Source organism: Ignatzschineria ureiclastica, assembly GCF_003121845.1.
Lineage (GTDB): Bacteria > Pseudomonadota > Gammaproteobacteria > Cardiobacteriales > Wohlfahrtiimonadaceae > Ignatzschineria > Ignatzschineria ureiclastica.
Genome location: NZ_QEWQ01000006.1, coordinates 250,389 through 263,115, shown reverse-complemented (window position 1 = coordinate 263,115; position 12,727 = coordinate 250,389). Strand labels below are relative to the sequence as shown.

General features: G+C 41.4%; 11 protein-coding genes, 1 tRNA gene and 1 riboswitch. Of the genes, 10 read left to right on the top strand and 2 right to left on the bottom strand.

Annotated features, from left to right (window positions below):
- Window positions 1–81: 81 nt before the first annotated feature.
- The 7 genes from DC083_RS09435 (at window position 82) to DC083_RS09405 (ending at window position 9,279) form a co-directional block, all read left to right on the top strand.
- Window positions 82–1,266 (top strand): amidohydrolase, encoded by a 1,185-nt coding sequence (locus tag DC083_RS09435; protein WP_109189949.1) that lies wholly within the window; start codon window positions 82–84, stop codon window positions 1,264–1,266.
- 367 nt (window positions 1,267–1,633) lie between these two features.
- Window positions 1,634–3,124 carry an AbgT family transporter gene (locus DC083_RS09430; protein WP_109189948.1) on the top strand — a complete coding sequence of 497 codons (1,491 nt, stop codon included), beginning with the start codon at window positions 1,634–1,636 and terminating at the stop codon, window positions 3,122–3,124.
- 195 nt (window positions 3,125–3,319) lie between these two features.
- Window positions 3,320–3,364, top strand: a riboswitch (PreQ1 riboswitch).
- 4 nt (window positions 3,365–3,368) lie between these two features.
- Window positions 3,369–4,022, top strand: coding sequence for a 7-cyano-7-deazaguanine synthase QueC (gene queC / locus DC083_RS09425; protein WP_109189947.1), 654 nt, complete (start codon window positions 3,369–3,371; stop codon window positions 4,020–4,022).
- Window position 4,023: 1 nt separating this feature from the next.
- Entirely contained in the window at window positions 4,024–4,449 is a 426-nt protein-coding gene (locus tag DC083_RS09420) for a 6-pyruvoyl trahydropterin synthase family protein (RefSeq protein ID WP_109189946.1), read from the top strand.
- A complete protein-coding gene (queE, locus tag DC083_RS09415) occupies window positions 4,446–5,168 on the top strand; it encodes a 7-carboxy-7-deazaguanine synthase QueE (protein WP_109189945.1) in 723 nt (240 codons plus the stop codon). Before DC083_RS09420 ends, queE begins: the two co-directional genes overlap by 4 nt.
- A gap of 432 nt (window positions 5,169–5,600) precedes the next feature.
- Window positions 5,601–7,328, top strand: coding sequence for a thiamine pyrophosphate-dependent enzyme (locus tag DC083_RS09410; protein ID WP_109189944.1), 1,728 nt, complete (start codon window positions 5,601–5,603; stop codon window positions 7,326–7,328).
- Window positions 7,329–7,551: 223 nt separating this feature from the next.
- On the top strand, window positions 7,552–9,279 hold the full coding sequence (locus tag DC083_RS09405; RefSeq protein WP_109189943.1) for a thiamine pyrophosphate-dependent enzyme: 1,728 nt from the start codon (window positions 7,552–7,554) through the stop codon (window positions 9,277–9,279).
- A 221-nt stretch (window positions 9,280–9,500) separates the two neighbouring features.
- Here DC083_RS09405 and DC083_RS09400 read toward each other — a convergent pair whose 3' ends face one another.
- Window positions 9,501–9,860: a DMT family transporter gene (locus DC083_RS09400; protein ID WP_109189942.1), complete on the bottom strand. Its 360-nt coding sequence runs from the start codon at window positions 9,858–9,860 to the stop codon at window positions 9,501–9,503.
- A complete protein-coding gene (locus DC083_RS09395; RefSeq protein WP_229822540.1) occupies window positions 9,857–10,213 on the bottom strand; it encodes a DMT family transporter in 357 nt (118 codons plus the stop codon). The genes DC083_RS09400 and DC083_RS09395 overlap by 4 nt, the downstream gene beginning before the upstream one ends.
- Window positions 10,214–10,555: 342 nt before the next feature.
- Between DC083_RS09395 and DC083_RS09390 the strand changes: the two genes are divergently transcribed.
- The 3 genes from DC083_RS09390 to nusA all read left to right on the top strand — a co-directional run bounded on the left by DC083_RS09390 (window position 10,556) and on the right by nusA (window position 12,707).
- Window positions 10,556–10,632: transfer RNA gene (locus DC083_RS09390), tRNA-Met, on the top strand.
- Window positions 10,633–10,714: 82 nt separating this feature from the next.
- Window positions 10,715–11,191: a ribosome maturation factor RimP gene (gene rimP / locus DC083_RS09385; protein ID WP_109189941.1), complete on the top strand. Its 477-nt coding sequence runs from the start codon at window positions 10,715–10,717 to the stop codon at window positions 11,189–11,191.
- A gap of 22 nt (window positions 11,192–11,213) precedes the next feature.
- Window positions 11,214–12,707, top strand: coding sequence for a transcription termination factor NusA (gene nusA / locus DC083_RS09380; protein WP_109189940.1), 1,494 nt, complete (start codon window positions 11,214–11,216; stop codon window positions 12,705–12,707).
- Window positions 12,708–12,727 lie beyond the last annotated feature (20 nt).

Below are 12,727 nucleotides of genomic sequence, written 5' to 3'. Positions count from 1 at the left end.
CTTAATGCCTTATATCTAGGATTTTGCGTTTCAAATGTCGATAAATTTTGTGACAAACCATCAAAAAATACGGAGAGAAACATGAAAAGCTTGGAAGTCTTGCAATCTTGGCAATCTGAAGCTCAAGAAATTAGACGTTCAATTCACCAACACCCAGAGCTTGGCTTTGAAGAACAACAAACACAAAAGACCATCAACGATCTCTTAACACGATATGGTGTCGATTCTATCGATCTCAGCTTTGCTAAAACTGCCGTTGTTGCCGTTATCAAAGGAAATTTACCAGGCCCGATGATCGGTTTACGCGCCGATATCGACGCGCTCCCGGTCACCGAAGATAATACCTTTGATCATCGTTCTCAACATCAAGGTACTATGCACGCTTGCGGGCATGATGGTCATACCACTATGCTCTTAATGGCTGCAAAATATTTAGCAAGCCATCGAGATTTTGCCGGCACAGCAGTACTCTTTTTCCAACCTGCAGAGGAAGGACGAGGCGGTGCGGAAACACTCGTTCTAAAAGAGCAAGTATTACAAAAATACCCCGTAGAAGCAGTCTACGCCATGCACAATTGGCCAAGCCTACCGGCAGGATGTTTTGCTATTAAACCCGGCAGTATTATGGCAAGCTCTGACCGTATCTTTATCGATATTAAGGGAAAAAGTGGCCACGCGGCACAACCGCATCATACCCAAGATCCTCTCTTAGTGGCGACCCATATTTATCAGGGAATTCAAGGATTAGTAGCAAGAACCATTGACCCACTCTCTCCGATCGTTGTTGCCATTACCCAACTCCATGTAGGAGAAACGACCAATGCGATTGCCGGTACAGCAAAAATGGCAGGAACAATCCGTACCCACAATGAAGCTGTTCGCGCGGATATTCTCGCAAAATTAACCGCACTTGTGGAAAATATGGGCGCAGCCTTTGGTATGGAAGCAAGTATTAAACTGGGCCCTGTAAGTCATCCGGTAACTGTCAATACTGAAGCAGAAGCAGCTCGAGCAATTGCGGTTGCGACTGAACTGGTTGGTCCTGAACATGTTGTATTAGATATTACTGAACAGATGACGAGCGAGGATTTTGCTTTCTTCCTACAAGAAGTACCGGGATGTTACCTCTTCATCGGCAATGGTGATCAAGCAGAAGGACATTCTGTGGGATTACATAACAGTCATTATGATTTTAATGATGCGATTATTCCTTTAGGGGCCTCCTTTTTAGTTGAGGTTATTCGCTCGTACCAACAAGCAATTTAACCCTTAAGATCGATCTCAGTATTATCTGAAATCGATTCTATTACATTCAACGATTCTCCATAGATGCCTGCGAGATGATGCAGTAATGATCTTTCATTGTCTGTATCATCTGCCGGTATTTTTCTCTGCCTGCGAACGGCTAAAATAATTAAAACAATCAAAATAATAAATAAAAATAACTAATTAAACAAATTATCAATTTTATTGATAACTATTCACGCAAGATCTTATCGCATTTGACGATTATAATCCGTGAAAATCAGGATTTATAGAATCCACAATTAAACCTTCATGCTACCCAATATAGGGCGAGCGCTTTAATACTTATAGATCAATAACGCCCGGTTTACTGGGTTGGAGGCTACTTATGCAGAAAAAAAGTTGGTTCGATTATATTGAAACCATCGGGAATAAAATTCCAAATCCACTCTATCTCTTTATGATTTTCTGCCTGATTATTGCAGTAATATCAGCGATTATGAGCGGTTCAGGACTCAATATTACCCATCCTGTTTCACATGAAACAGTGCCTATTCGCAATCTCATTAGTGGCGAAGGATTAGTCTATATTCTTCAATCAACAGTCACAAACTTCATTAACTTCAAACCCTTAGGGCTTGTGCTCTGTATGATGATTGCGGTGGGCTTAGTCCAAGAGGTTAAGTTAGCCGATGTTGCCATTAAAACATTACTCCTTAATGCGCCTCGCCGGTTTGTAACAGCGTCTATCTTTTTAGTGGGCATTGTGGGTAACTTAGCCTCTGATGCCGCCTTTGTGTTAGTGCCTCCCCTTGCCGGTATTATTTTTGCCGCAACAAAACGCAATCCAGTTGTAGGAATCTGTGCCGGATTTGTGGCGGTTGCAGCCGGTTTTACAGCCAATATCTTTATTGCCGGTACGGATGTATTACTCTCTGGCGTCACCAATGAAGCTTCCGCAACGATTAATGGGGCTGAAATTACACCGGCAGCAAACTGGTATTTTATGCTTCTTTCGGTGCCATTTCTCACCATCATGGGCACTTGGATTACGGAAAAACTTATTGAACCCCGCTTTCCCGTAGAGGAAGATTTTGGGGCAAAAGCTTCTGATGAGAGTCAAAAATATGCCGTTTCCGATCGAGATCGCCGGGCACTTAAATATACAGGGCTCTTTGCGCTACTCTTTATTGCGCTCTTAGTCATTACGATCTATCCCGAAAATTCCCCACTGCGTGGTCCTTCAGGTGGATTAGTACCCTCTCCATTCTTAAGCGGCATGATTCCGATTATTATGACTTTCTTTATCAGCTGCTCAATCGTCTTTGGTGTTTTAGCTGGCACAATTCAAAGCTTTGATGATCTTCCAAGATTAATGACGAATGCTCTTAAAAATGTGGGCGGTTACATTGTTTTGGTTTTCTTCATTGCGCAATTTATCGGCTGGTTCAATTGGACGAATCTCTCCTTATGGCTTGCTGTATCGGGTGCGGACTTCCTCTCAAGTGTAGAATTGCCCTCTATCGTAATGTTAGGTGCACTTATTATTCTGTCGGGTTTAGTCAATCTTGTAGTCTTCAGTGGTTCAGCACAATGGGCGATGATGGCACCGATCTTTGTACCGCTATTGATGCTCTTAGGCATTGAGCCCGATGCCATTCAGATGGCTTATCGAATTGGTGATTCCACAACCAATGTCATCTCCCCGACAAATCCTTACCTTCCGATGGTATTAGCGCTTATCGCCCAATACAACAGCAGAGTGAAATTTGGCACATTCCTATCGATTATGTTCCCCTACTCGATTATCCTTGTCACCACTTGGGGTGCACTCTTCTTAGGTTATTACGCCTTAGGATTACCCTTAGGGCCGATGTAGTCATCGGATCACCTATTTGATATAAGATCTAATCAATTGATAGAACCTCGGAATTTTCCGAGGTTTTTTTACTATAAAAATCAAGCTAATAGATTGATTATTAAATTAATATTTTCAGAAATGTAAATGTTATTTGTAAAAAATTCTATTTCCCTTTAGCTTCTTTTTTTAATTTTGCTATACTTTTGCGACGCTATTGAAGAGGTTCTAGCGCAACCCTCTATAAAAAACTAAGGAGATTCATGTGAAACAGCAGCGAGCAATCGTCGTATTTAGCGGCGGTCAAGATAGCACTACTTGCCTTTTCTGGGCAAAAGAGAGATTCCAAGAAGTTATTGCTTTAACGTTCGATTACGGACAACGCCACCAGCAAGAGGTGCAACATGCTAAAGCGATTGCCAAAGAGCTTGGCGTAGAATGGCTTCCTTTCCAACTCGATCTCTTCTCTAAACTCACGCAAAATGCTTTAACCAGCAATCAAGTCAACATCGAACAGAAAGAGGGAGAATTACCTTCAACTTTTGTTCCCGGCCGTAATCATCTCTTCTTCTCTATTGCAGCAATGGTCGCTTATCAGAGAGAAGCTCAACATATTATTGTGGGCGTCAGCCAAACCGATTTCAGTGGTTATCCTGACTGCCGAGATAATTTTGTAAAATCCCTCAATGTCACATTAAATTTGGCAATGGAGGCCGATTTTCAAATTCATACACCTTTAATGTGGTTAGATAAAAAAGAGGTATGGGCGCTCTCTGATCAATTAGGCGCTTTTGATTATATTCAACAAAAAACACTGACTTGTTATGAAGGGATTCCGGCTTCTGGTTGCGGTGTTTGCCCGGCCTGTATTTTACGGCAGAAAGGATTAGAGGCTTATTTAGCGGAAAAGGGGGAATAAGATGTTACAGCAATTCTACCCAACGCCGGCCCATCCTTTTCGTTATGAGCTAAATAAGGATCTTCATTTTGCGGCAGCGCACCATATTCCAGATCCATCCGCTGGCATCTGCCAACAAATTCATGGCCATACCTATTTTGCCAATATCACAATTGTCGGAGATGCGCTGGATGAGTGTGGTTTTTTAGTGAATTTTCAGCTGATTAAAAAGCTTGTTCATGCCCCCTATGATCACACTCTACTCAATAACCATGAGGATTTTAGTACGCGCCCACCATCCACCGAAGTAGTCACCGAAGCGATTTGGCGACGAATACAAGATCATCTAAATACCCTTCCCCACCAGCCCCGTTGCCTCCAAGTCTTAGTGCGCGAAACACCGACAAGCTATGTCTGCTATCGACCCAAAGCGGAGGATTTTATATGAATTTCCCGGTATTAGAGATTTTTGGCCCGACGGTTCAAGGTGAGGGAATGGTCATTGGGCGCAAAACTTGCTTTGTTCGTTTTGCTGCCTGCGACTATCAATGTGTTTGGTGCGATTCGAAATTCACTTGGGATGGATCGGTCAAACCCACTTTAATGAATAGTGAAGAGATATTGGCCGCACTCATTGCATTGCAACAAGATCATTTACAACACAATCGTGTAGATCATATTACCATTAGTGGCGGTAATCCGGCGCTCTTTAAGGGATTAGATCAATTGGTGAATTTGCTCCATCAGGCAGGTTTTAAAGTTGCGATTGAAACTCAAGGATCTCATTGGAATGAGGCGCTTTTAGAAATTGATGAGGTCACCCTCTCCCCTAAACCACCCTCAAGTGAAATGATCACCAATTTTCCCTTATTAACTGAAATAATTCAGCAATTAAGAGGACGGAATATCTCCCTTAAGGTTGTGATTTTTAATGATGAGGATCTACGCTATGCCGAGGAGATCTACCAGCTTTATCCGGATATTCCCCTCTATCTACAAGTAGGAAATGATCAATTAGAGGATGAAGATGAAACTGCGACAGCTTACTATCTACTCCAAAAGTATCGGCAGCTAGTCGATCAAGTGATGCAATCGACCACTCTCAAAAATGTTCGTGTATTACCCCAACTACATGCCCTGCTCTGGGGAAATCGCCGAGGCGTTTAGGCGCGTTTAAGTCATCTAACATTGATGATTCAAACATTCAATTTTTATGATCAAGTTTCAAATATTTAAACTCTCCCTCTCTATCGTAATGATTTTCTAAAAATAGACCTATCATTAATAAAACAAATGATAACAATGGATTAGGTGATGGTAAAATAGAGAGTAGATCCAATTTAGCTTGCCATCATCTTTTTGATTTGTAGCCGAGCACACTTATGATCGATCCATAAAAAATCATAGATATAGCCCATAGAGAAGGGTTCATATTGGTTGATTAGCATCTGTTGATGTGGATATATGTGGATATATTTATTTATATTAATTTATTTACATTAAATGATTATTATTTATAAAAATAAGTGATTCCCCTATAATAGAATCTGTTTAAGATGATGACATCTTATCATTTGACTAAAATTATGGGAGTAGACAATGGCTAAGAAAAAAGTTGCCCGAATTGTGGTAGAAACATTAGAAAACTTTGGGGTTAAACGGTGTTATGGGGTGGTCGGTGATACCCTTAATGAAGTAACAGATGCAATGCGCTACCATAGTAAAATTGAGTGGGTGCATATGCGTCATGAAGAAGCAGGTGGTTTTGCCGCTGGTGCAGAAGCATTTATGACCAAGAATCTTACTGCCTGTGCAGGCTCTTGTGGTCCTGGTAGCTTACATTTTATCAATGGCCTTTTTGAGAGTCATCGTAACGGTTCCCCTGTTGTCCTTATCGCTAGTCAATTACCGACTAATGTCCTTGGCACCAATTTCCCGCAAGAGGTAGATTACACACCTATCTATAAAACATGTTCTGTCTTCTGTGAAACTGTCACAAACGCGCAGGAAGCCAAACGGATCTTAATGAGCGCTTGCCAAGCGGCAATTACAGAGAAAGGAGTTGCGGTTGTCATTCTACCTTCTGATATCAGTGCAACAGAAGTAGAAGATGCCCCAGTATTACAACAGTATCAACCTAAAAACCCTGTGGTTCGTCCGCAAGATGATGAAATTCAAGCAATGGCAGCACTCCTTAATGCCGATGGTAAAATCGGAATTTATGCCGGTGCAGGCTGTGAAGATGCAAGAGATGAAGTATTAGCGCTATGTGAAAAGCTCAATGCCCCCATGGCTCATACCTCTCGCGCGAAAGATTTTGTTGAGTGGGATAATCCTTACAATGTAGGCATGACCGGAATGTTGGGCGTTAAATCAGGTTATGAGATGCTGATGCATTGCGATACGCTCTTAATCCTTGGTGCAGATTTTGCTTGGTCTCAATTTTATCCAAAGCACGCCAAAATTATTCAAGTGGATATTGATCCTAAAAAACTCGGCCTTCGTCATGCAATCGAATTAGGGGTAATTGGTAATGTCAAAGATACCATCAATGCCCTGCTCCCTTATCTACATCAGCGAGAATCCACAGAATTTCTCCACACCTATACCGAGATGCACAAAAAAGCGATGGAGAAACTCAATGAGAAAGCTATCGCTCACGATCATGATCTGATTCATCCGCAATATCTCACAGAGCTACTCAGTCAATATGCTGATGAAGATGCCCTTTTAACCGCAGATACAGGGTCAGCAATGGCTTGGTCTTTACGCCATTTCCATACGAATGGTAAACGCCGAACACTACTCTCTATGAAACATGGCACAATGGCCAATGCAATGTCTCAGGCGATTGGTCTTCAGAAAGCCTATCCAACACGCCAAGTAATCTCTCTCTCCGGTGATGGTGGTTTTGCGATGTTAATGGGCGATCTCTTAACACTGGTGCAGGAGAAGATTCCTCTTAAAGTGGTGATTCTCAATAATAGTACGCTCGACTTTGTCGAACTTGAGATGAAAGCTGAAGGGATTGTCAATAGTTATACCGATCTCCAAAATCCTGATTTTGCTAAAGTTGCAGAATCTGTCGGCATTAAAGGTTTCTCAGCAAAAGATTCACATACCTTAGAAGAGACTGTGAAAAACTTCTTAGCCTTTGATGGCCCTGCGGTCTTAGATGTCTACGTCAATCGTTTAGAATTAATCTGGCCGCCACACCCTGAATTTAGTAACTTCGAAAATATGGCACTCTATGGTACTAAAGCTATCTTAGGAGGTGAGGGTCATACTTTCATTGATATGCTTAAAGACAACTTCATCAAGAAATAATCATTAATATGAAGAAATCTATCGATGAAATAGATCGATAAGGTTTAATCAAATAACCTTTCATCAATGAACGAACCCCGATGATGCAGTAGATCAGATAAGAATCTTTGCCCATTGGGGTCTCTTTTATCTCGGATTGTTCATCCCATTAAGAGTACTCAAGGATGAAGTATCCGTCAGGAAGACGGGTGATGAAGATCCTGATCAACAAAAGGATACTAATATGTCTCACAAAAAAGTCGCCCAGATTGTCGTAGAAACTTTAGAAAATTTTGGTGTAAAACGTTGTTATGGGGTTGTCGGAGATACCCTCAATGAAGTCACTAATGCGATGCGCTTTCATACCGATATTGAATGGGTACATATGCGCCATGAAGAAGCAGGCGGATTTGCTGCCGGTGCCGAAGCACTGATTAGTGAGCGTTTAACTGCTTGTGCAGGCTCTTGTGGTCCCGGTAGCTTACACTTTATCAATGGTCTTTATGAAAGTCACCGCAATGGTGCACCTGTTGTATTAATTGCTAGCCAACTCCCCACTCATGTCCTTGGTACGAACTTTCCACAAGAAGTGGATTATGCACCAATCTACCAAGGTTGTTCGGTATTTTGTGAAATAGTCACTCATCCCGGCGATGCTAAAGCCATTGTGACTCGAGCCTGTCATGCTGCGCTTAGTAAACGGGGATTAGCGGTGGTTATTCTTCCCTCAGATATCAGTGCAGCAGAAGTAGAAGATCCATTGGTATCTCAACTCTATATTCCAGAACAACCGCTCGTTCGACCGAAAGATCGAGAAATTGCAAAGATTGCTGAACTACTCAATCAATATCAAAATATCGGAATTTACGCCGGCGCAGGCTGTGCAGATGCGAAACCTGAACTCTTAGCCCTTGCCGAAAAACTCAAAGCACCCATTGCTCATACCTCTCATGCAAAAGATTTTGTAGAGGGGGATAATCCTTACAATGTAGGGATGACTGGTATGATGGGGATACGCTCAGGTTATGAGATGATTGAGCATTGCGATCTGCTTCTGATCTTAGGAGCCGATTTTGCGTGGTCCCAATTTTATCCTAAGAATGCCAAAATTATTCAAGTGGATATCGATCCTGATAAGCTTGGTCTGCGCTTCCCAATCACCTTAGGTGTAATAGGTCATATTCGCGAAACTATCACCGCCCTACTTCCTCAATTGACGGCTAAAACCGAAGATCATTTCCTCAAAACGTATCAAACACTCTATCAAAAAACGAAAGATCATCTCAATAAGAAGGTTATCGCCGGCGATGATGGCTTAATTCACCCGCAATATTTAACATCCCTTATCAGTCAATATGCCGATAAAGATGCCCTAGCAACGGCAGATGGCGGTTCAGCTACTGTCTGGTTACTGCGCCATTTTGCGATTGAAGGGACTCGCCGGACACTGATTTCACTCAAACATGGCACGATGGCAAATGCGATGCCACAAGCGATTGGATTACAAAAAGCCTATCCTCATAGACAAGTCATTGCTCTCTGTGGTGATGGAGGGTTAACAATGCTGATGGGCGATCTATTGACCATTGTTCAGGAAAAACTCCCCCTTAAAATAGTGATTTTGAATAATGGGACGCTCGATTTTGTAGAACTTGAGATGAAAGCTGAAGGATTAGTGAATCACTATACAGAACTACAAAATCCCGACTTCGCTAAAATGGCTGAGGCTATAGGCCTTAAAGGCTTTAGCGCTACGAATCCACATACATTAGAGGCAACAGTGCAAGCGTTCTTAGCCCACGAAGGTCCTGCACTTTTAGATGTTCACAGCAGTCGATTAGAGTTAATCTTTCCACCGCATGCAACAGTGGCAAACTATGAACACATGGCACTGTATGGCACCAAGGCTATTTTAGAAGGACAAGGAGAAGATTTTATCGATCTATTAGAGGATAACTTTCTTAAAAAATAACAAATATAGTAAATTTGGTTTAAGAAAAATGGTTTTAAACAACACTTGCAAGATGCCGGATAGAACGGCTTCCTTACTTATTACAACCGATGCGCCGGCATTTAAACAAGCTTATTTTGAACCAATATTACTGATAATAACCTCACTAGCAACAATAGATATCAATAAAAAGCCCAGACATTTCTGGGCTTTTCTACAAATCATCAATGAATAACAAGCGATTAAGTCATCGACATATCCGCTAAATTGAGTAAAACAACGCCGAGAACTACTAATGTTAAGCTGATGATCTTCTGCACAGTAAGATGTTCTTTGAAAAAGATCGTTCCTGAAATCGTCATTAAGACCGTCGAAAGCCCGGCCCATACTGCATAACCGATACTCATATCAATACGACGCATCACTAATGTGATGAGAAATAGAAAGAGTGCATAACCGATGACAACGCCGGCTAAAGTCAATTTAGATGCCCCACCGCCTAAAAATTTAAGACTCGTTGTAGCAAATGCACTACAAAAGATCGCAAAAATCAGCAGCACCCAAACGTTAATACTGTCGATAAAATGAATGACTGTGCTCATGCTTTTTTATCCTTTTTCTGATCAACATTACGGGGTTGAGGTTCAAAAGTTAAACCTATGACGCCAAGACTAATGAGGATAAAGGCTACAATTTTAAGACCGGAGATATGGGCATCAAAGAAAGCAATATCGATAAGTGAAATCGCCACCATACCAATTGCCGTCCAAAGTGCATAAGCGATCGAAATTTGAATACGGGCAATGCAGGCTACAAAAGCTAAAAAACCAAGGCCATAGAAAAAAAGCATAAAGAGAGAAGGTATCACTTCGTGAAATCCATTCGATAGCTTCATACAGACGGTTCCGAGTACCTCAAAACAGATGGCGAGCGCCATTAAAAATCCTGCCGGCATAATCTCCCTTTCTCAACGATCTTTATAAATTGATGACAACATTCTACACATTTTTTTTAAATTGATCTGTTCTAATTCCGTAAAAATGATGATTCTGTGACTTATTACGGCGTTTTATCCTAAAAAGTCGACAAAATAGAGCTCTATTAAAAATGATTTCCAAAAATAGATGCGATCTTATCCACTCCCTATCTTTCTATCCTCATCCTATTCAGCCAAAAATCACCTATAAACATCATCAAATAGATCCTTTAAAAACAACACAATGCCTCTTATTTATCTATTTTTATAAAATAATATTTGCATTTAACAGATTCCTGTATATAATAGCTACTTCATTGACGCGGGGTGGAGCAGTCTGGTAGCTCGTCGGGCTCATAACCCGAAGGTCGTTGGTTCAAATCCGGCCCCCGCAACCAAATAATAATAAAAGCCCGTTTTTAAACGGGCTTTTTGCATACTCGAAATTTTATTTAACCTAAATGGAACATTATCACCTATATGCGTAAAGATCCTTACAATCTTACAGAACTCCTAACACCTTCCGTAGAGGCATTAGGATACCGGTTATGGGGGATTGAATTTCATCCAAATACTAAAAATGCTATTTTGCGCGTCTATATCGATAAAGCAGATGGTATTGGTATTGAAGATTGTGAAATCGTCAGTCACCAAGTAGCAGGACTTTTAGATGTCCACGACCCTATCACGATGGCTTACACGCTTGAAGTATCATCACCAGGATTGGATCGATACTTTTTTAATGCAGCACAATTTGCTGAATACCCCGATCAACTCATTGCTTTTCAATTACGTTCTGCGATTAATAATCGCCGTAAATTCCAAGGTAAAGTCTTGGCTGTCACAGATACAGATCTCTCTGTCTCTATGCGCCTTGAAAACAATCAGTTTTCGGAAGAGCCCGTAATGATTCCGCTATCTAATATTGATCGAGCACAGCTTGTGATCGACTTTTAATTTTATCAAAGAGAGTTCTCAAATGAATAATAAAGAAATACTACTCGTTGCAGAAACCGTCTCAAATGAGAAAGGGATTTCTCGTGATGAGATCTTTGCGGCATTAGAATTCGCATTAGCTGCAGCTGCACGCAGAACTTATACTATTGATGTTGATCTTCGTATCGAGATCAATAAGGCCGATGGCTCTTATCGTACTTTCCGTCGTTGGATGGTGGTTGATGATAATCTTCCAAAAGAAGAGCAAGTGCCTACAAGACAAATTACCCTTTCAGCAGCACAAATTGATGATCCTGATATTCAAGTCGGTGATTTCATCGAAGATGAGATCGAAAATATCCCATTTGCGCGAATTGGCGCACAAACCGCTAAACAGATCATTTTCCAAAAAATTCGGGAAGCGGAAAGAATGCAAATGGCTCGTCGCTATGAGAATCGTATTGGCGAACTCATTCGTGGCACCATTAAGCGTATCGATCGTGGTAATTTCTACGTGGATATCGGCGATAATGATGAAGCATTTCTCCCAAAAGAGAATATGATTCCTCGTGAATCACTACGTATTGGTAATCAAGTACGTGCCGTGCTTGAAGAGATCAGCATGGATAACCCTCGCGGTCCTCAAGTAGTGCTTTCTCGTAGAAGTGATGCTTTAATCAAAGCGCTCTTTGAAATCGAAGTACCTGAAATCAATCAAGGTTCAATCGAAATTATCGATGCAAGTCGTGATCCCGGTAGCCGTGCGAAAATTGCCGTAAAAACCCACGATCAACGAATTGATCCTGTGGGCGCTTGCGTAGGGATGCGCGGTTCACGTGTGCAGAACATTACGAAAGAGTTAGCCGGTGAACGTGTTGATATCGTGCTTTGGGATGAAAATCCTGTGCAATTTGTCATTAATGCGATGTCACCAGCCGAAGTAATGTCTGTCGTCGTTGATGAAGATCGTCACATGATGGATATTGCAGTCAGCCAAGATAAACTTTCTCAAGCGATTGGCCGTGGTGGTCAAAACGTTCGCCTTGCTTCAAAACTCACCGGTTGGGAATTGAATGTGATGGGTAGCGATGAAGCGCAACAAAAATATGAGAAAGAATCTGGTCGCATTATTGATCTCTTTATTGACGGTTTAAATGTCGATGAAGAAGTTGCGGAAATCCTCGTACGTGAAGGTTTCTCAACACTTGAAGAAGTAGCCTATGTTCCTGTTTTTGAAATGCTTGAAATCGAAGAGTTCGATGAAGAAATTGTTGAAGCATTAAGAGATGCGGCAGTTGAAGCGCTCAATAACAAGAAAGCGTTACTACAAAATTTAGGTGAATCAGCACCTACGCCTGAACTTATTGCGCTATTAGATGACAATGAGTTACTTGCAATTACCCTTGCGAAGAGTAATATCCGTACCATAGATGATCTTGCAGAGCTTTCAACTGATGAGTTATGTGAACTGATTGAAGTTGAAGAAGAAGATGCAAGTCGGTACATTATGGCAGCAAGACAGAGCTGGTTCGAATAGTATGAATAGATAAAGATAAC

Bases quoted from the DNA above. Each gene is read 5' to 3' on its own strand.
- DC083_RS09435 (WP_109189949.1), top strand. From the start codon at position 82: ATGAAAAGCTTGGAAGTCTTGCAATCTTGGCAATCTGAAGCTCAAGAA.
- DC083_RS09430 (WP_109189948.1), top strand. From the start codon at position 1,634: ATGCAGAAAAAAAGTTGGTTCGATTATATTGAAACCATCGGGAATAAA.
- DC083_RS09420 (WP_109189946.1), top strand. From the start codon at position 4,024: ATGTTACAGCAATTCTACCCAACGCCGGCCCATCCTTTTCGTTATGAG.
- queE (WP_109189945.1), top strand. From the start codon at position 4,446: ATGAATTTCCCGGTATTAGAGATTTTTGGCCCGACGGTTCAAGGTGAG.
- DC083_RS09410 (WP_109189944.1), top strand. From the start codon at position 5,601: ATGGCTAAGAAAAAAGTTGCCCGAATTGTGGTAGAAACATTAGAAAAC.
- DC083_RS09405 (WP_109189943.1), top strand. From the start codon at position 7,552: ATGTCTCACAAAAAAGTCGCCCAGATTGTCGTAGAAACTTTAGAAAAT.
- DC083_RS09400 (WP_109189942.1), bottom strand. From the start codon at position 9,860: ATGAGCACAGTCATTCATTTTATCGACAGTATTAACGTTTGGGTGCTG.
- DC083_RS09395 (WP_229822540.1), bottom strand. From the start codon at position 10,213: ATGCCGGCAGGATTTTTAATGGCGCTCGCCATCTGTTTTGAGGTACTC.
- rimP (WP_109189941.1), top strand. From the start codon at position 10,715: ATGCGTAAAGATCCTTACAATCTTACAGAACTCCTAACACCTTCCGTA.
- nusA (WP_109189940.1), top strand. From the start codon at position 11,214: ATGAATAATAAAGAAATACTACTCGTTGCAGAAACCGTCTCAAATGAG.